The following is a 17,360-nucleotide window of genomic DNA, read 5'->3' on the forward strand; positions in this document are numbered from 1 at the left end:
TGCGCGGCCCTGGCCGCCGCTCTTGCGCTTGATCAGCATGGCGCCCTCTACTTCTTCAATGTCTCGTAGCCGTTGGTGAGGTAGAAGGCCTTGACCTCGTCGCTCTCGCGGTAGCGGGCCTTGGTCTCTTCCGTCCCCGGGTCGTAGGCCTGGGCCGGCGTCGCCGTCAGCGGCTGCCCTGCAACGACGGCCACGGCCGCCACGGAACTGCCTCCCAGCGCGCGAAAGAACTGGCGGCGCCCCATCGCATCCTGGCGGTCCTTGTCCGTATCCTTCGGCATGTCCGTCGCTCCACGATCCGTTCTGATTGCCGGGCCATCCGATCCCTCACCGCCTCGCGACAACGTCACGAGACCGGTTCCAGGCCGAATGCCTCCGCTTCGATGTGCATGTAAGTGGCACCGAGGGCCCCCACGGCGCGGTAGAACCGCGAGGCCTCGGCCTTTTCGAGATCGCGAAAGAAGCGGGCCGCCCAGGGCTCGATATGGCGGCTAAAGAAAGCCCGATCCTCGCCGGCCTCGGCCTCGAATCGACCCGCGACGAGACCTGCCATCGTCTCCATGACGATCGCCACGTGATCCTCGGGCTCGCTCATGCCGCCCGACGCCTCGATGCCGAGGCGGCCGAGATCCTCGCGCAGACGCGCCAGCGGGCGCTCGTTGAGGAAGCCGGTGAGATAATATGATGCGAAGGGCACGAGCTCGCCGCGTCCGACGCCGACGAAGAGATCGAAATACTCGCGCTGAACCGCCGCCACCTTGGCTTCTGCAGCAGCGGCCGCGAGGCCGGTCACCCTACGTCCGAGCGCGCTGTCATCGCCTTTCAGATCCGCCAGGGCCGAGAGCGTGACCGGCGAGGGCGAGCGTCCGAGGAGAAGAGCGAGCAGATCGTAATGCTCAGCGCGCAGGAGGTCGATCTCGTCGGCGATCGGCGTCTCGCCCATCGGCTGGCCGAACGGCGCGTCACCCGCGACGCCTTCCGCCAACCTTTCTGCAACCACCTCGGCCGACCGCATCGACGTCCCCACGCATCGGCCGTACACGCCGACGCCTCCTCTGTATGCAAGCCATCATAATGCGGTTTGAGACGCCCGCAATCTAATTTTTAATCGATCAAATCGGCAAAGCGCTGCCATGGCGCCGCAGCCGCACTGAAGGGGTCGATTTCGGCTCGGCGCCGACCGTCTCGGGACGTGCCGGCGGACCCACCACCAGCATGGGCTGGTCGGGAGGCGGGATGACGGCTTCGCCCTGGGTGACGAGTGTCTCCTCGGGCTCCGCCGAAACGTCCCGCGCAGCGACCTCGTCCCGGGGCTCCGCATCCAGGTCCGCAGCGGGTTCGGCTAGCGCCGGCTCCGCAATCGTCGGCTTTGAACCGGCGAAGACGTCCCGGACCATCCCGGCGATGTCGTCGGTGGGAAGCATCGGCCCGGTTCCGGGCACGGCACCGGAGATATGCCAGTCGTAGGCGTATTCGCGGGCCTCGCTGAGATAATCGCGGATGCTCGGATCGAGGGACCACATCCGGCGCAAAGCCGCGTTACGCAGCATCTGGGGTACGCCCGCCTTGAGGAACTCGCTGAGATCGGTTTGGGCGGTCAGCGAGTCGAGGGAGGGCAGTTCGACCAGCACCTGCGCCTCGGGGGGCGCAGCCTCGAGACCCTCGGCTTCGACGGTGGCGGGCAGCTCGACCGAGGCTTCGGGAGCGGCTTCAGGCTTAGTCTCGGGCTTGATTTCCTCGAGGCGAACCTCGCGCTTGCGCCGCGCCCAGCGCGAGAAGAAGCGATCCTGCGCCATCAGCTATCCCCTCGTCGACGTGGACCCGTGTCCTGGCGGGCAAGAGCCTCCGGATCGGCCCGGTCGCGCTTGCGTTTGTGGAAGACGCGCTCGACGTGGAAAGCCTCGAAGAAGGCCGCGACCTTGGCCTGTATCTCGGCCGGCATCGGTACCGCCTCGACGACCTCGCCGATCCCCTCGGCCATCGATTCGCCTTCGTATGGGTCGGCGGTCACGGCGGCAACTTCGTAGGAATCCTCCGAGACCTGGCGCAGGGCGACCCAGAGCGAGGGTCGGCCTGAGACGAGGTTGTCACGGTAATGCGAGGTCTCAGCCGGATGCAGCTCGACCTCGTAGGCCCCGGCATAGAAGGTGGTCTCGTCCTCGGTCGCGGCGAGCTGTGTCCACGGCTTGACCGCAGGACTCGCCGGCAAGGCACCCACCGGCAGCCAGGCATGGCTCGCCCACAGCCCCTTGAGCTTTCGCCTCACGACGATGATGCCGACCTGAAAATGATGCTCCAAGCCCTGCGCCTCGTTCGGCGTCTCGTTCTCCATCACAGGACCTCGGCGGACTGGATCAGCGGCAGGCCCGCGACGAGGTTCTGCGGCTTGCAGGTCAGAGTTCCGTCGGCGGCCATCGCGAGGATCAGGTAGACCGGCCTGTCGCCGACGCGAGGATCGACGCGGGACTGATCGGCGAATGTCAGGCTGAACAGGGCAAGGACCCGCCGGGCGGTCTCCGCGTCGATGCTGTCCTCGTTCCAGAGGGCGTTGCCGATCCGCGTCGCTTCGGCGTCGAGCCCGACGAACCAGCGCCAATCGGCATCCTCCATGGTCTCAATCGGGGTCACGGTGACGGCGACGTGGAGGAGATGCCGGGTCCATGCCCCGATCACCCTCGCCAAGCCGTCTCGGCTCTTCGGATTGCTGCCGAGATCGAGCGCCATGGTGAAGGCGTCCGACCGGCTCCAATAGCTCCAGGCATTGTCGTCGACCATGACGTCGAGCTCGTTCGCCGGCTCCTTGCCGAGCATCGCCACGAGCGGCGAGGCGCGGCCGATGCTGGCGCGCGCCTCGATCACCTCGGCATCGGCGAGCAGCACGCGGCCTTCGGTCAGCGACACCTTCTGGGGCCGGAAGAACAATTCGCCCGCCCGCAGGACGTAGGGGTCCTCGCAACCGTCGAGGGCGTTTCGCAGGATGAGGTGGACGAGCTGGTTGAGGAAGATCGGCGGCGTGCCCTTGAGGCCGTTGCGGACGAGGTTGAGATAGGCTGCCTCGACCGAGCGCGCCGCCAGGAGGCGTTCCCGGAAGGCCAGCATCATCTCCCAATTCTCGCGGGCATCCGGATCGGCCATGGCGGCGATCTCGGCGGGCTCGACCGGCCGACGCGGCTCGCCCAGGAGCCGCCGGTGCAGCGCGCGCTCGGCTTCGCAGGCCTCGTCCGGCGGCACGAGTTCCGGCCGCGCCAGATAGGCGAGCAGGAGTTCGTCGGTGACCGCGAGGCCGCCGCCTTCCGTGCGCCCGGCGAGATGATGGCCGCTGGAGACCCAGAACTCGGTCATCGGTTCGGGTTCTCCATCAGGCCGATCAGGTCGGCGACCTCTTCGGCGGTTTCTCGGGGCTCGTCATCGGTCTCCACAAAGGTGAAGGCGCGGGCATGGGCGTGCATCCGGTCGGCGCCTGGCAGGCCGGGAGGCCGGGAGGCGAGTGTGCGGAAGCTCTCGCGGATCTCGCCGTCCTCGCTGGTGCGGTGCATGGCGATCACCGTGCCGACAGCCGGGGCACAGAGAGAGGCGGCGATCTCGATCTCCTCGCGTGCGGCGGTTCGGGCGGTGTCGAGATCGGGTGCGCCGAGCCTCTCGTGAATATGCCGCGCCAACGCCTCGGTCGCCTCTTCGCGCTCAGCCCCGCTCGCTTCAGACACGACCACGAGGGTGGAGAAGCCGAGGGAGGCGACGCCGACGAAGCCCGAGCGGAACGCTGCCCTCGCCTTCGGCGACAGCGTTTCCACCGCGGCATCGAAGAACAGGAACGAGCCGGTGACCGCCCACTCGCCGGGCTCGGCCGGGTGCTCGAAGACGAAGGTGTCGGAGGGATCGAGCCGCAGGGTGCGGGGCAGCTTGAGGGTTGTCATAGCCGCACCGTGCCGGTCGCCGGGTCGAGCCAGGTGGGCGTTCGGAGCGCTTCCGCGCCGATGCGATCGATCGCCCCCACCCCCTCCCCCGAGAGATGCGCGAGATAGCGGCTCGCCACCGCCTCGAACCCGTCCTCGTGCCAGATCTCGAAGATCTTCATGAGGTTGCGGGCGAAGGCCTCGACGAGGGCCTCCTGGTCGTCGTGGCCGAAGCCCTGCTCCTCGAGGGAGGTCGAGAACGGCGTCAGGCCGGGATCGCCGGCATGGGCCTTCGAGGCGATGACCATCCCGGAGAAGATCAGCCAGCTGGGCTCCTCGTCCTCGGCGCATTCGTCGGGCGATCTCAGATGGCCTCCGCCGATGCGGGCGCCGTCGAAGAGCAGCGTGTCGGGCCAATCGATATCCACCGCCATCTCGGGCGGCGCGTGGGTGCCGATCGCCGCCGCCAGCGCCACCATGCCGGCGAGGAAGGCCCGGCGCGCGGTCGCGAGAGGCTCTTCCGGGCCGAGGATGACGGCAAGGTCGATCGTGTCGGCAGGCCCTTTCCAAACCAAAGTCCCGGCCTCGGCCTCGCCCGATGCCGCGAGCCGGCACGCTTCGCGACCCGCATCGGCGATGTCCGGGCGGACGACGGCATGAAAAGGCGGAGGCAATGCGAGCTTTCGGGCTCGTCCTGCTGCGATGGCAGCACTCATCTCGTTCACGCCCACACTTTGCCCATCGATTCCCGGCGCCCCACGATTCCCTGCGCCAACGGGCCGGGTCCCTTCTTTCGAACGGTTCGAGTATAAGCAGCCTGTAGCGGAACGCGAAGGGGCTGCGACCCCCGCGCCCGCATCGTCCCCGAGAGGCTTGTTGTGTCCGACCGCGTCGTGTTCGCCTGTTCCTGCGAGGGGACCGTCCCCCTCGATGCAGCCACCATCGGCTCCGCCTGCGGCGGGCGCCTGGAGACCGGCGTCGAGCTGTGCGGGCGCGAGATCGAACGCGTCCGTGCCGCCCTCGAAACCGGGGCGTCCGTAACGGTCGCCTGCGGCGTCCAGGCGCCGCTCTTTGCCGAGCATGCCGCCGATTTCGACGCCGAGGCCCGCCTCTCCTGCAGCGACATTCGCGAGAATGCCGGCTGGTCGCGCGAGGGACATGCGGCCGGGCCGAAGATGGCCGCGCTGCTCGCCATGGCGGGCGAGGCGCCGTCCCCTCCCCCGATCGTCACCATGGAGAGCCAAGGCATCGTCCTCGTCTATGGCCGCGACGAGGTCGCGGTCGAGGCCGGGCGCCGTCTCGCCGACCATCTCGACGTCACCGTGCTGCTAACCCGGCCGAAGGAGGTCGCGCCTCCGCGCCGAAACGAATTCCCGGTCCTTCAGGGCACCATCGTCGGGGCGAAGGGCCATCTCGGCGCCTTCTCCCTGCGCATCGACGATTACGCCCTGCCCTCCCCGGCCTCGCGCCAGGCGCTGATCTTCGGCGAGGCTCGAAACGGCGCGAGCTCGACCTGCGACCTCGTTCTCGATCTCTCCGGCGGCATCCCGCTGTTTCCGGCGCACGATCTGCGCAGCGGCTATGTCAGGATCGACCCGCGCGATCCTGCGGCCGTGGAAGCGGCACTGTTTAAAATCTCGCACCTCGTCGGCACCTTCGAGAAAAGCCGCTTCATCGGGTTTCATACCGAGCTCTGCGCCCATTCCCGCTCGCGCATCACCGGCTGTACCCGCTGCCTCGATGTCTGTCCGACCGGAGCGATCACGCCGGCCGGCGAGCACGTAGCGATCGATCCGTATGTCTGCGCAGGCTGCGGCTCCTGCGCCTCGGTCTGCCCGACGGGTGCGGCCTCCTACGCCCTGCCCCATGCCGATGCCCTGATGCGGCAGCTGCGCGCCCTCATGCGCGCCTACCACGCGGCCGGCGGGCGCAACGGCGTAGTGCTGTTCCACGACGAGGATCACGGCACGCCGCTGATCCAGGCGCTGGCGCGCTACGGCGACGGGTTGCCGGCCAACGTGCTGCCGGTGTCGGTCAACGAGCTCACCCAGATCGGACCGGAGGCGGTGGCCGCACTCTTCGCCTACGGCGCCGTCGGCGTAAACCTCCTCGTGCGCGATCGGCCAAAGCACGACGTCGAGACCATCCGCCGCCTCGTCGCCCTCACCGACACGGTCGCGCAGGCCCTCGGCTACGGGGCGGAGGGCGGCGGCGCCGTGGTCTCGCTCATCGAGACCGATGACCCGGACCGGCTCTCCGCCGCCCTGGCTTTCGGCTCACGCGGTACGCCGGCCCCAGTCCCGGCGGCCTTCATGCCGGTTGGCCCGAAGCGCAACGTCCTCCAATTCGCCTTCCGTGAAATGCACGTGGCGGCGCCTGCACCGGTTGCCGTGGTGCCCCTCGATGCGGGCGCGCCCTTCGGCACCCTCGAGATCGACGTCGAAGGCTGCACCCTCTGCCTCTCCTGCGTCAGCGCCTGCCCGACGAATGCGCTCAGCGACAGCCAGGACCGGCCGCTGCTGGCCTTCGAGGAGAGCCTCTGCGTCCAGTGCGGGCTCTGCGCCGCGACATGCCCCGAGAATGTCATCACGTTGAAGCCGCAGATCGACTTCGAGGCCTGGGCCGAGCCGCGCCGAATCGTGAAGGAGGAGGAGCCGTTCCACTGCGTCAGCTGTGCCAAGCCGTTCGGCACGCGAAGCACCATCGAACGGGTCATCGCAAAGCTGCAGGACAAGCACTGGATGTTCGCCGGAGCCGCCGGCGAGGAGCGGGTCCGCGCCCTGATGATGTGCGAGAATTGTCGTGTCGAGGTGGTCATGAACACCGGCCTCGACCCTCACGCGGCCCCCGAGCGGCCGAAACCCCGAACGACGGAGGATTACCTGCGCGAGCGGGAGACCCGCGGCGATCCGCTGGGATAGCGACCTAAACCGCAGACGCGGTCGGCTCGGTTAGGCACGTCCCTCCTCCCCATCAGATATCGGGCTTGCCTGATATCTGCACTTTCGTTGCCCAAGTCGGGCGAGCCCGACTTAGGTGTGGGGGAGGAGTTGGAGGGGGGCAGGGTGACCCTCAGTCGAGGCCAGCGGAACCACCCCCTCTCCCCCGCGACACACGGGGGAGGGGAAGCTGTCGCGCCTGAACAGAAGATGCGATCGGGCGGAAGCCGCACCGGGCCATCAATCTCGCCGCGTCGCCCGCTCCAAGAACCGCACCAGCGCCTCGCGGTCGCTCTGATCGCGGATCGTCTGCTCGGGCATCTTGGTGCCGGGCGTGTAGCGCGCCGGGCCGACCTCGAAGAGCTCGGCGATGGTGCGGGCATCCCAGACGATGTCGAGCTTCTTCAGCGGCTCGGAGAACCGGTAATCCGGCGCCGTTGCGATGCGGCGCCCGAAGACGCCGCTCAGCGTCGGCCCGGCCCGCTGGCCCTCATTCGGCTTGAGGGTGTGGCAGGCGACGCAGGCGCGAAACACCTCGGCGCCGCGCTCGCCCTTGTAGGCCGCGAGGGCATCGGCCGGGCGCGGCATCGCGAGCGCGCCGATCGGCTCGCCGGTGGCGGCGTTCCAGCGCCGCACCAGCCGGTCGCCGCCGCCGGTGAGGAGTTCGCTGCCGTCCGGCCGGTATGCGAGCGACCAGACCGGCAGGCCCGGCCCGACGAGGTTGAACAGCACCTTGGCCTCTGCCCGCGCAATGATGGCGACAGCGCCCGCCACGGTCGCCGCCGCGATCCTCTTGCCATCCGGCGAGATCGCCGCGGCGATGACGGGGTTGGGCGGCAGGGCGACGCTTGCCCGGTCGCGCCCATCGGGACTGAGGATGCGGACCTCGCCGTCGGCCCCTGCGGTGATGATCTCGCCGTCCGGCGCCACCGCGACGGCGTTGAGCGGCAGGCCGATGGTGATCACCTCCGGCGCTCCCTCGCCTGACGCAGGCCAGATCCGAAGCGTGCCGTCATAGCCAGCAGAGATGAGACGTCCGTCCGCCAGGAAGGCGACGGCGTTGACGGTGCCGGCATGGCCCGAGAGCACGCGAGCCTCGCCGCCGGCGAGCGGTCGCACCCGCACGGTCCCATCCCACGAGGCGGAGGCGAGGAGGCTGGCATCGGGCGAGAGGGCGAGCCCGGCCACCGGGCCGGTATGTTCGGCAAAGACCCGGACCGGCTCGGGCGATCCCGCCTGCCAGAGGGCGATGCGGCCATCCTCGCCGGCCGTGAGGAAGCGGCCCTCACCGGCGGCAGCCACGGCATTCACCGCGCCCTCATGGACGCGCAGAACCCGCATCGCCGCGCCTGGCTCGATCGCCCACAGGATGGCGGATTGGTCGAAGCTGCCCGAGATCGCCAGACCACCCTCGGGCGCCGCCGCTAGCGCCCGCACCGGCCCGCCATGGCCCTGGAGCTGGGCCTGGGCGGGCGGGGCGATCCCGAAGGTGAAGAGGAGGGCGAGCGAGGCCAGAACGTGCTTCGGCTCGAGGAAGAGGGGGCGGTTCAGCATCGGAGCGCATCCTACCGACCTGCCGCAGACTCTGTCTGCCACCCGCGTCGGGGCGAAATGTCCCGCCCTGCCGGACGCCACGCTGCAATCTGGTCGCCGTGCTAGACCACATGCGATCACACCCTCCTTGTCATTCCGGGGCCGCGCAGCGGAGCCCGGAATCCATAGCCGCCACGCGTGCCAAGCATGGCGATCTCGGCGGCTATGGATCCCGGGCTCGCCTTTGGTGCCCCGGGATGACGGGTTTAGCGTCAGAGCTGGTCGCCGACTCGCCAATCGTTCCAAGACCATCACCTCACCACGATGCCCTCCGCCCACGACCCCGCCACTTGATCGCGCCGGCCATTTCGCCCAACGCTCGCGCCCATGTGGACACGAGACGGCGAAGAGCCGGCGGCGCAGGCCGTGCGGACGTCATCGCAGGCGCTGATGCCCCTGGCCGAGGCGCGGGCCCGCCTCGTCGACGGCATTGCGCCGGTCGCGGGGACAATCATGTCGGTGCAGGACGCCATCGGCCTCTATCTCGGCGCCGACAGCCTCGTCGAGAACGACGTGCCGCGAGCCGACACCGCCCTGCGCGATGGATGGGCGGTCGCGGCCGAGGCGGTGACCGGCGCTTCGGCCCATGGCCCGATCTATTTGAGAGGCACTCCCGCATGGCTCGATGCTGGGACGCCGCTACCTTCAGAGACAGATACGATCCTCGAGCCGGATGCGATCCCCACTCGCGACGGTCCGGCGAACCGCATCGCGGTGATCGCCGAAGCCGCAGAGGCCGAGGGTGTCCGGCGGGAAGGTGCTGAGCTCAGGCGCGGACTCGTCGTCGCCGCTGCAGGGACGCGGCTGACGCCGCTCCAGGCCCTCGCCCTGCGGGCCTGCGGCCTCGACAAGGTCGCGGTCCGGCGCCCCCGCATCCGGCTAGTCGTCGCGAACGCATATGCAGCCTCCTCCTGCGCCGCCCTCGCCGGATTGATCGCGGCGGATGGCGGCAGCGTCGTCGAGCGGGCCGCGACGGGCGGGGCCGGGGCGATCGGCGATGCGCTTCTCGAAGGCGAAGTCGAAGCTGTCTTCGTGGTGGGGAGCACCGGACAGGGGCGGACCGACCACGCTGCTACGGCCCTCCGCTGCGCAGGATCACTGACCGCGCATGGCATCGCCCTGCGCCCTGGCGAGACGGCCGGCTTCGGCGAGGCAGGCGGGCGCCCTGTGCTGCTCATCCCCGGCCGGCCGGATGCAGCGCTCGCCGCCTATCTCGCCCTCGGGCGCACCCTTTTGCAGGCTTTGGCCAACGCTCAATTGGAGGAACGGCCTCGGGCGCCCCTGCTGCGCAAGCTCGTCTCCACCCTGGGCGTCAGCGAATTCGTCTTCGCGCGCAGGTCCATGGCGGGCCTCGAACCCCTGGGGAGTTTCGAGCTTCCTCTCCACCGCCTGATCCTGGCGGATGCCGCGATCCTGGTGCCGCCGGAGCGGGAGGGCTATGGGGAGGGCACAATGGTCGAGATCATCACATGGTGATGCCGGACGAGTTCAAGGCCCGGCTCGCCGCCGCCTCGCGGCAGGAGCAGTTCCTCAGCGTCCTCTCGCGCGACGAGGCCCACACCCTGTTCCGCGCCGAGGTCCCGCACCAGGCCCTCGAGCCAGGGACCGTCGCCCTCGCCGACGCCCTCGGACGCATTCTCGCCGCCGATGTCGCCTCGCCGATCGACGTTCCGCCCTTCGACCGGGCGCTGGTCGACGGCTTCGCCCTGCGCGCGGCCGATACCAAGGGCGCCAGTGAAGCCGAGCCGCGCCGCCTCGTTCTCAACCGAGAGATCCTGAGCTGCGGCACCGCGCCTGGGCTCGACGTCGAGTCCGGCACCGTCACGCCCATCGCCACCGGCGGGATGCTACCGCGCGGGGCGGATGCCGTCGTCATGATCGAGACCACAGAGTTTCGTGAGGACGGCGCCGATATGGCGATCGACCTCGCGAAGGCCGCGGCACCCGGACAGTTCGTCGGCTATGCGGGCGCCGACATGGCCCGCGGGGAGACCGTCCTGCGCGCGCGTACGGTTATCAGCGCCCGCGAGATCGGCATGCTCGCCGCCTGCGGGCTCTCCGAAGTTGCGGTGATCCGCCGCCCCCGCATCGGCGTGATCTCCACTGGCGACGAACTGGCGATGCCGGGAGCCACCCTGCCGAAAGCCGGAATCTACGATTCGAACGGGGCCATCGTTGCCGCCTCGGTCATCGAGAACGGTGGCGAGGCGGTTCCGTTCGGGATCGTGCGGGATGATGCCGACGCGCTGGAAGCGACGATCCGGCAGGCCCTTGCAACGTGCGACCTCGTCGTGCTCTCGGGCGGCACCTCGAAGGGAGCCGGCGACGTCTCGCACCGCATCCTGTCGCGGCTCGGCGAGCCGGGCATCCTCGTCCACGGCGTCGCGCTCAAGCCCGGCAAGCCGCTCTGCCTCGCCAAGGTCGAGGGCAAGGCCGTCGTGGTGTTGCCGGGCTTCCCGACCTCGGCGATGTTCACCTTCCACGACTTCGTGGTCCCGCTGATCCGTGCACTGGCCGGCCTGCCGCCGCGTGAGGAAACGGCGGTCGAAGCATTGCTGCCTCAGCGCATCTCCTCCGAACTCGGGCGGATGGAATTCGTGATGGCGGCCCTCGTCGAGGGGCCGGCCGGCACCGTCGCGGTACCTCTGCCCAAGGGCTCGGGCTCGGTCACCGCCTTCTCGCAGGCCGACGGCTTCTTCGCCGTGCCGGCCGAACGTTCGGGTCTCGAGGCGGGAGAGCGCGTCATGCTTACACGCCTCGGCGCGGCGGCACGGGCGCCGGACCTCACTATAGTCGGAAGCCATTGCCTCGGCCTCGACCGGATCGTCGGGCGGCTCGGCCGGTGCGGCATCAGCGTACGCACAGTCTGGGTCGGCTCGTCGGGAGGGCTCGCGGCGCTCGAACGGGGCGAGTGCGATCTTGCAGCTCTCCACCTCCTCGATCCCGGGAGCGGGCGCTATAACGCGCCGTTCCTGGGGCCTGAGCTGACCCTGGTACCGGGCTGGCGCCGCCGCCAGGGCGTCGTCTTCCGGCCGGGCGACACACGCTTCGAGCGACGCGACGCGGCGAGCACCATCGCCGCCCTGCGGGCAGATCCGAGCGTCGTCATGGTCAACCGCAATACCGGCTCGGGCACCCGCATGCTGATCGACGGCCTTCTCGACGGCGCCAAGCCCCCCGGCTTCTGGAATCAGCCGCGCTCGCACAATGCGGTGGCCGCGGCGGTGGCGCAGGGCCGCGCCGACTGGGGCGTCGCCATCGCGACCGTCGCGGAGATCTATGGCCTCGGGTTCCTGCCGCTGACGGAGGAGCATTACGACCTCGCCTATGCGGCGCAGAATGCCGAGAAACCCGCTCTGGCGGCTTTCCTGGCAGTGCTCGCCGAGCCCGAGATCCGTGGCGTCCTCTCGGACCTCGGCATGAGCCCGGCAGAGCCGAGCCGATGACGCGGACCCGGGTGATCGGCCTCGCGGGTTGGAGCGGAGCGGGCAAGACCACGTTGCTCACGAAGCTCATCCCAGTCCTGCGCCGGCGTGGCCTCACGGTCGCGACGGTGAAACACGCTCACCACGCCTTCGACATCGACCAGCCCGGCAAGGACTCCTACCAGCACCGTGAGGCCGGTGCGTCGGAGGTCATCGTCTCGTCGAGCCGGCGCTGGGTCCAGATCCATGAGGTCGGCGACGAGCCTGAAGCGTCGCTGGCCGATCTCCTGTTGCGCGTCGCCCCTCGCGATCTCGTCGTGGTCGAAGGATTCAAGCGCGAGGCCCATCCCAAGCTCGAAGTGTTTCGCGATGCGAACGAACGGGAGCCGCTCCATCCGGACGACCCGCATATCCTCGCGGTGGCGAGCGATCGACCGTTCCCGCAGGCCCGGATTCCGGTCCTGCCCCTCGACGATGTCGACGCCATCGCCGATGCCGTCATGGGGCTCGCGGAGCCCCTCGCCTCCGTGGTGGCGAGGCTGAAGGATCATCGATCGGACCATGGCCCAGCTCACTGACGATTGCTTCGCCTTCGGTGGCCCCCTGCTCTCGGTCGAGGCAGCCGTCGCGCTGATGCGGGAGCGTGTCCCGGTACTCGCCGGAATCGAGACGGTTCCGCTCCTCGATGCCGATGGCCGGATCGCCGCAAGCGACGTTACCGCGGCAATCCACTTGCCGCCCTTCGATAATTCGGCTGTCGACGGCTACGCCGTCCGCCACACCGATCTTCATGCCGCCGGCGAGACGGTTCTTCCTCTTTCGGGACGGATCGCGGCAGGCGGCAGCATCGAGGGCCTCACCGTCTCCGGCAACGCCGCTAGGATCTTCACCGGGGCGCCGATGCCGGTCGGGGCCGACACGGTCTTCATGCAGGAGGACGTGCGGGTCGAGGACCACCAAGTCGTCCTGCCGAGTGGATTGAAGCACGGCGCCAACCGCCGATTTGCCGGCGAGGACGTGAAGGCGGGAAGCACCATCATCCCGGCCGGACGCCGCCTGCGGCCCCAGGACCTTGCCCTCGCGGCGGCGGCTGGATCAACCATGATCGCCGTGCGCCGACGCCTGCGGGTGGCGGTGTTCTCCACGGGCGACGAGCTCTGCGAACCGGGAGCAGCCCTGCGGCCGGGCGCGATCTACGATTCGAACCGGATCATGCTCGTCGCCCTGCTGCGCCGGCTCGGCCTTGCGGTGAACGATCTCGGCCTCCTGCGCGACGATCCGGCCTTGCTGAAGGACCGTCTTTCCGAGGCGGCAGCGGGTCACGACCTCATCCTGACGACGGGCGGCGTCTCCACGGGCGAGGAGGACCACGTCAAGGCGGCGGTCGATGCGGTCGGCCGGCTCGTCGTATGGCGGCTCGGCATCAAGCCGGGGCGGCCGGTCGCCATGGGGTTGATCGCCGGAACGCCCTTCGTCGGGCTGCCGGGGAACCCGGTTGCCGCCTACGTTACCCTGCTGTTCGTCGTGCGCCCGCTTATCGCCCGTCTAGGCGGCGGCGAGTACCAGCCGCCTCCTGGCATCCCCGCCCGAGCGGCATTCGATTACGCCAAGAAGGCCGGCCGCCGCGAATTCGTCCGCGTCAGCCTGAGCCGGGCTACCGACGGAAGCTTCGAGGCAGTGAAATATCCTCGCGACGGCGCCGGTGCCCTGAGCTCGCTCACCGGCAGCGACGGCCTCGCGCAGCTCGACGAGGCACGCACCCGCCTGCAGCAGGGCGAGATCGTCGAGGTGCTCCCCCACGCGCTCCTGTGGTGAGCCTTGAATACTTAAAGCAATCTTCAGGATCGCGTGTTGAGTCGATGGATGTCGATGAGACCAGCGTCCAGCCACATGAAACAACATCACGATAGTCCATGCGTGAGCGAAGCGGCGCTGCAGCAGCTTCGCGTCCTGTCGGACGTCATCGTAGACGGTCTCGCCATCGTTTCGACGGACGGTATCGTCCTCGATGCCAATCCGAGCCTCGGTCAACTCGTCGAGCAACCGCCGCACTCGCTCGTCGGCGCCGATGTCACCGACCTCGTGATCGAGAAGCACAGGACCACACTGCGCGAGTTGCTCGCCGACGACGATGCGTCAGGCACGATCGAGGTCGCGCTGGCTGGTCCGAATTCTGCCGACGTCTCAATACAGCTGCGTCGGATCGAGCTAGACGGCGCCGCGGCCAACGTCCTCACCTTCCACGACCTGCGGGCGCGCCGCTCGGCGGAGGAGCTCGGTCGCAGCGCCAGCTATGACCCGCTCACCGGCCTTAGCAACCGTCTGGGGCTGCAGCACGCCCTTGCCGCAGAGCAGGCGAGAGCGGAGCGTTACGGCGCGAACTACGCCGTGCTGTGCCTCGACCTCGACGGCTTCAAGGCGATCAACGACGGGCATGGCCACCCCGCCGGCGACGAGGCTCTTCGCATCGTCGCCCGGCGTCTCAGCGAGACGACGCGCGAGACAGACCACGTCTTTCGCCTCGGCGGCGACGAATTCCTGATTCTTCAGGCGTATACCACCGAGCCCCATCAATCCGTCCGGCTCGCCGAGCGGCTGATCAAGGCGATCGGCCGCCCGCTCCTGATCGGCGACCTTCCGCTCCATCTCGGTGTCAGCATCGGGATCGCCTATTGCCCGAACCACGGCACCATCGGCGAGGAGCTTCTGCAGAATGCCGATGCCGCCCTCTACAAGGCCAAGCGCGAAGGAAAGAACACCTATCGATTCTTCGATCCCTCGCTCGACGAGGCGCTACGGCGGCGGCGCGCCATCGAAACCGAGCTGATGCACGCTATCGACCGGGGGGAACTCGACCTCGTCTATCAGCCGCAGCTTGAGGTAGCCTCCGGAACAGTAATGGCACTGGAGGCCCAGCTCTGCTGGCACAGCTCGCGGCTCGGTCTGGTGGATCCAGCCGTCTTCCTCCCCATCGCAGAGCAGGCCGGACTAATGACGGCGTTGGGCGAATGGACCTTGCACAAGGCTTGCCGCCAGGCCGCGAGTTGGGGGCGGCCCTTGTGCATCGCGGTGGCGATGTCGCTGTTCCAGGTCAGGACAAGCGACATCTCGCTGATCGCGCAACAATCCCTCGACGTTTCCGGTCTCGATCCTGCGCGCCTTCGTATCAGCGTGAGCGAGGCCACCTTGCTCCAGGATGCGAAAGCGACGTCGGAGACGCTGGCGAAGCTCAAGGCCCTCGACGTGCAGGTCGGTCTCGACGAGTTCGGCTCGGGCACGTCCTCCCTCTCCGCGATCGCCGACGGAACTTTCGACCTCGTCCGTCTTGGAAACGTCTTCGCCGATGAACACGCGAAGAACAGCCGTCGTCTCGACGCCATCATCGCCGCCTGTCGCTCTCTCGGGCTGCGGGTCGGCGCCACCGCAGTCGCCACGCCGGCCATGCGCGAGATGCTGATCGAAGCAGGTGTCGACAGCATTCAGGGCGAGGTGGTGAGCCCGGCCGGGCCGATCGACCGCTTCGCTCCCTTCGTCGGCTCACGCTCGCCTGCAGCCGCCAGATCGGGCGAAGCCCGCTCGCTCGGAAGTCTCAGGGACCTCCTTCGCCCGTTCGGCCCGGCTGCCATCCCGGTCCTCGTCGTCGACGACAGCGAGATCGTCAGCGCCACCCTCGCGGCGATGCTGGCCGGCTTCGGCTTCAGTGATGTCTCCTGTGCCACAGACGGCGAAGCGGCGTGGAATCTTCTCTCTGGCCGGCGGTTCGGTCTCGTTATCTCGGACTGGAACATGGAGCCGGTGAGTGGGATTGAGTTGCTCGGCCGAATGAGGGCCGATCCCACATTCGCGAGCATCCGGTTCCTGATGCTCACCGCCAATGCCCGTTCGGCATCGCGCATCGCCGCCAGGAACGCGGGAGTCGATGGTTTCCTCGTGAAACCCTTCCGGCCGGACGCCCTGGCAAGCAAGATCCTGGACGTGCTCTCGTCGGACGCGCAGTTCGGCCGAACCGGCTGACGGCCTTTTCCACGAGCATCCTCTGGACGACTGCTCAACCGCGATTGAGGCACCCAGGTCGGTCGCCGGCGAAGTGCTTTGCGCGTCTCGCGGTCAGCGCGCCGCTTCGGCGCGGGGCGCATAAGCAGGCGCGGCCTCAAGCATCGCCCTGGTCAGGCGGGCCTCCGCGCGGATGAGGCGATTCGGTGATGCGGCGGCCGAGGTCGTCGCCTGGCCGCGTGACTGATCCTTGGCGACGACGGAACCGGTGGCGTCGCTCACCACGCCGCCGCGCTTCTCGTCGACGCTTGCCAGCACCTCGTTCGAGACCTGGGCTCCGGGCATAGTAGCCGGTCCGGCCGTGTTCGCCGCCTCCCCGCTTGGGGCATTTCCGGCCACGGTATTGGACCGGACCTGCGATGCCGGCGCGACATCCTCGGGCACCCAGACGAGCTGGTCGAAAGGCACGGCGACCTGCTTCTTCCCGATCCCCAGGAAACCGCCGACGCTGATCACCACCGCACGGACACGACCATCGGAATCGATGACGACATCCTCGGTGCGCCCGATCCGTTCGTGATCCATCCCAATGACGTCGAGCCCAACGAGAGCGGTGGCCGACTGCCCTCCCGCGGGCGGCTCGGCGAGGAAGGCGGGACTTGGCTGAGGCGTCTGCGCGCAGACCGACGTGGCAAGGACGACGGAGAGCAGCGCCGCGAGAGCGCTGCGGGTGGTCGTGTTCATGTCATCCTCCGTCCATCGCCTACGCCGAACCCTCATGGAGTTCGGCCCGCTTGCCCGATGCAAACGGTCGCCAGGCACCGAAGGTTCAGGCCTGGCATGCCGGGCCCGGTTTCGTAGGTATTCCTCGGGAGGATCCAGGGCCCTTATTTCGGCGCGTCGGCCGCGGTAACGAGGAACTTCAGATCCAGGGCGGCAAGAGACATCAGCGGTGCGGGCATGACCACGCCGGCCCTGCGCATGCCACGAGCCGAGGCCTGGCAGGCGGCGATGTCGTTGCTGCCGATGGCGGCGTCCGCGCGTGCCACATCCTCGGGAGACGGCTTCTTCGGCGGAGGAGGCGCGGGGGCGGCAGGCGCTGCCGGGGATGGAGCTGCAGCAGCGGCGGGATTTGCAGCGGCCTTCGGAGCCGGCGGCACGCCGGCCCCCGAGGGCGCGTTCGCGTTCTGGGTGGCTCCCTGCGGCCCAGCGGCACCCGGGCCGCTGTTGCCAGTCGGTGCGCTGAGGCCTGATGTCTTCTGGGGATCACCGCCGCCCGCAGGTGGCTGCGGCGTCGCACCGGCCTGGCTCGGCGCCTGTACCGCAGGCTGGCCACCCGGTGCCGCGGCGGGGGCCGGCGCCGGCGCAGCCGGCGGATGGACGAAGGTCGCGAGCTCCTTGCAGATATTCGCGGGCGTTCCGCCGCCGGGCGCCCCTTGCCCGGAGGCCGAGACCGGCAGCAACACGGTCGTCAGCATCAGGATCGCCGAACCTACGCCACGCATGACACGTCTCTC

16 protein-coding genes are annotated in these 17,360 nt (G+C 68.9%); 6 read left to right on the forward strand and 10 right to left on the reverse strand.

All coding sequences use genetic code 11. The features are described 5' to 3' along the window. Positions 1–47: 47 nt before the first annotated feature. The 7 genes from K2Y56_RS14445 to K2Y56_RS14475 all read right to left on the reverse strand — a co-directional run bounded on the left by K2Y56_RS14445 (position 48) and on the right by K2Y56_RS14475 (position 4,609). Positions 48–281, reverse strand: coding sequence for a formate dehydrogenase (locus tag K2Y56_RS14445; protein WP_292508671.1), 234 nt, complete (start codon positions 279–281; stop codon positions 48–50). A 65-nt stretch (positions 282–346) separates the two neighbouring features. Further along, positions 347–943 carry a molecular chaperone gene (locus K2Y56_RS14450; protein WP_292508737.1) on the reverse strand — a complete coding sequence of 199 codons (597 nt, stop codon included), beginning with the start codon at positions 941–943 and terminating at the stop codon, positions 347–349. A 169-nt stretch (positions 944–1,112) separates the two neighbouring features. Continuing rightward, positions 1,113–1,796 carry a DUF3306 domain-containing protein gene (locus tag K2Y56_RS14455; RefSeq protein ID WP_292508673.1) on the reverse strand — a complete coding sequence of 228 codons (684 nt, stop codon included), beginning with the start codon at positions 1,794–1,796 and terminating at the stop codon, positions 1,113–1,115. Then, complete coding sequence (locus K2Y56_RS14460) at positions 1,796–2,332, reverse strand: DUF3305 domain-containing protein (RefSeq protein ID WP_292508676.1); 537 nt, start codon at positions 2,330–2,332, stop codon at positions 1,796–1,798. The genes K2Y56_RS14455 and K2Y56_RS14460 overlap by 1 nt, the downstream gene beginning before the upstream one ends. Next, complete coding sequence (locus K2Y56_RS14465) at positions 2,332–3,342, reverse strand: DUF6352 family protein (RefSeq protein ID WP_292508679.1); 1,011 nt, start codon at positions 3,340–3,342, stop codon at positions 2,332–2,334. The genes K2Y56_RS14460 and K2Y56_RS14465 overlap by 1 nt, the downstream gene beginning before the upstream one ends. After that, entirely contained in the window at positions 3,339–3,914 is a 576-nt protein-coding gene (locus K2Y56_RS14470) for a DUF6505 family protein (RefSeq protein ID WP_292508682.1), read from the reverse strand. The genes K2Y56_RS14465 and K2Y56_RS14470 overlap by 4 nt, the downstream gene beginning before the upstream one ends. Further along, on the reverse strand, positions 3,911–4,609 hold the full coding sequence (locus K2Y56_RS14475) for a biotin/lipoate--protein ligase family protein (protein ID WP_292508684.1): 699 nt from the start codon (positions 4,607–4,609) through the stop codon (positions 3,911–3,913). The genes K2Y56_RS14470 and K2Y56_RS14475 overlap by 4 nt, the downstream gene beginning before the upstream one ends. 162 nt (positions 4,610–4,771) lie before the next feature. Between K2Y56_RS14475 and K2Y56_RS14480 the strand changes: the two genes are divergently transcribed. Next, positions 4,772–6,814, forward strand: a complete 2,043-nt coding sequence (locus K2Y56_RS14480) for a 4Fe-4S binding protein (protein WP_292508686.1) — start codon at positions 4,772–4,774, stop codon at positions 6,812–6,814. 258 nt (positions 6,815–7,072) lie between these two features. Here the strand turns inward: K2Y56_RS14480 and K2Y56_RS14485 are convergent, their stop codons facing one another. Beyond that, the gene (locus K2Y56_RS14485) at positions 7,073–8,386 is read right to left on the reverse strand and encodes a c-type cytochrome (RefSeq protein WP_292508688.1); all 1,314 of its coding nucleotides are present in this window, start codon (positions 8,384–8,386) and stop codon (positions 7,073–7,075) included. 366 nt (positions 8,387–8,752) lie between these two features. Here K2Y56_RS14485 and K2Y56_RS14490 point away from each other — a divergent pair, with 366 nt between their 5' ends. The 5 genes from K2Y56_RS14490 to K2Y56_RS14510 all read left to right on the forward strand — a co-directional run bounded on the left by K2Y56_RS14490 (position 8,753) and on the right by K2Y56_RS14510 (position 15,864). Beyond that, positions 8,753–9,901, forward strand: a complete 1,149-nt coding sequence (locus K2Y56_RS14490; RefSeq protein ID WP_292508690.1) for a molybdopterin-binding protein — start codon at positions 8,753–8,755, stop codon at positions 9,899–9,901. Next, positions 9,895–11,871, forward strand: a complete 1,977-nt coding sequence (locus K2Y56_RS14495) for a molybdopterin biosynthesis protein (protein ID WP_292508693.1) — start codon at positions 9,895–9,897, stop codon at positions 11,869–11,871. Before K2Y56_RS14490 ends, K2Y56_RS14495 begins: the two co-directional genes overlap by 7 nt. Beyond that, on the forward strand, positions 11,868–12,428 hold the full coding sequence (mobB, locus tag K2Y56_RS14500; protein WP_292508696.1) for a molybdopterin-guanine dinucleotide biosynthesis protein B: 561 nt from the start codon (positions 11,868–11,870) through the stop codon (positions 12,426–12,428). Before K2Y56_RS14495 ends, mobB begins: the two co-directional genes overlap by 4 nt. Next, positions 12,412–13,665 carry a gephyrin-like molybdotransferase Glp gene (glp, locus tag K2Y56_RS14505; protein ID WP_292508700.1) on the forward strand — a complete coding sequence of 418 codons (1,254 nt, stop codon included), beginning with the start codon at positions 12,412–12,414 and terminating at the stop codon, positions 13,663–13,665. The genes mobB and glp overlap by 17 nt, the downstream gene beginning before the upstream one ends. A gap of 102 nt (positions 13,666–13,767) precedes the next feature. Then, positions 13,768–15,864: an EAL domain-containing protein gene (locus K2Y56_RS14510; protein WP_292508703.1), complete on the forward strand. Its 2,097-nt coding sequence runs from the start codon at positions 13,768–13,770 to the stop codon at positions 15,862–15,864. Positions 15,865–15,957: 93 nt separating this feature from the next. Here K2Y56_RS14510 and K2Y56_RS14515 read toward each other — a convergent pair whose 3' ends face one another. Next, positions 15,958–16,587 carry a PRC-barrel domain-containing protein gene (locus tag K2Y56_RS14515; RefSeq protein WP_292508705.1) on the reverse strand — a complete coding sequence of 210 codons (630 nt, stop codon included), beginning with the start codon at positions 16,585–16,587 and terminating at the stop codon, positions 15,958–15,960. Positions 16,588–16,730: 143 nt separating this feature from the next. Further along, positions 16,731–17,348, reverse strand: coding sequence for a hypothetical protein (locus K2Y56_RS14520; RefSeq protein ID WP_292508708.1), 618 nt, complete (start codon positions 17,346–17,348; stop codon positions 16,731–16,733). Positions 17,349–17,360: the final 12 nt, after the last annotated feature.

Source organism: Methylobacterium sp., assembly GCF_019745455.1.
GTDB lineage: Bacteria > Pseudomonadota > Alphaproteobacteria > Rhizobiales > Beijerinckiaceae > Methylobacterium.

Excerpts from the sequence above, each read along its gene's own strand:
- mobB (WP_292508696.1), top strand. The coding sequence starts at position 11,868 with ATGACGCGGACCCGGGTGATCGGCCTCGCGGGTTGGAGCGGAGCGGGC.
- K2Y56_RS14455 (WP_292508673.1), bottom strand. The coding sequence starts at position 1,796 with ATGGCGCAGGATCGCTTCTTCTCGCGCTGGGCGCGGCGCAAGCGCGAG.
- K2Y56_RS14460 (WP_292508676.1), bottom strand. The coding sequence starts at position 2,332 with ATGGAGAACGAGACGCCGAACGAGGCGCAGGGCTTGGAGCATCATTTT.
- K2Y56_RS14445 (WP_292508671.1), bottom strand. The coding sequence starts at position 281 with ATGCCGAAGGATACGGACAAGGACCGCCAGGATGCGATGGGGCGCCGC.
- K2Y56_RS14475 (WP_292508684.1), bottom strand. The coding sequence starts at position 4,609 with ATGAGTGCTGCCATCGCAGCAGGACGAGCCCGAAAGCTCGCATTGCCT.
- glp (WP_292508700.1), top strand. The coding sequence starts at position 12,412 with ATGGCCCAGCTCACTGACGATTGCTTCGCCTTCGGTGGCCCCCTGCTC.
- K2Y56_RS14490 (WP_292508690.1), top strand. The coding sequence starts at position 8,753 with ATGTGGACACGAGACGGCGAAGAGCCGGCGGCGCAGGCCGTGCGGACG.
- K2Y56_RS14465 (WP_292508679.1), bottom strand. The coding sequence starts at position 3,342 with ATGACCGAGTTCTGGGTCTCCAGCGGCCATCATCTCGCCGGGCGCACG.
- K2Y56_RS14520 (WP_292508708.1), bottom strand. The coding sequence starts at position 17,348 with ATGCGTGGCGTAGGTTCGGCGATCCTGATGCTGACGACCGTGTTGCTG.
- K2Y56_RS14485 (WP_292508688.1), bottom strand. The coding sequence starts at position 8,386 with ATGCTGAACCGCCCCCTCTTCCTCGAGCCGAAGCACGTTCTGGCCTCG.
- K2Y56_RS14515 (WP_292508705.1), bottom strand. The coding sequence starts at position 16,587 with ATGAACACGACCACCCGCAGCGCTCTCGCGGCGCTGCTCTCCGTCGTC.
- K2Y56_RS14495 (WP_292508693.1), top strand. The coding sequence starts at position 9,895 with ATGGTGATGCCGGACGAGTTCAAGGCCCGGCTCGCCGCCGCCTCGCGG.
- K2Y56_RS14470 (WP_292508682.1), bottom strand. The coding sequence starts at position 3,914 with ATGACAACCCTCAAGCTGCCCCGCACCCTGCGGCTCGATCCCTCCGAC.
- K2Y56_RS14450 (WP_292508737.1), bottom strand. The coding sequence starts at position 943 with ATGGGCGAGACGCCGATCGCCGACGAGATCGACCTCCTGCGCGCTGAG.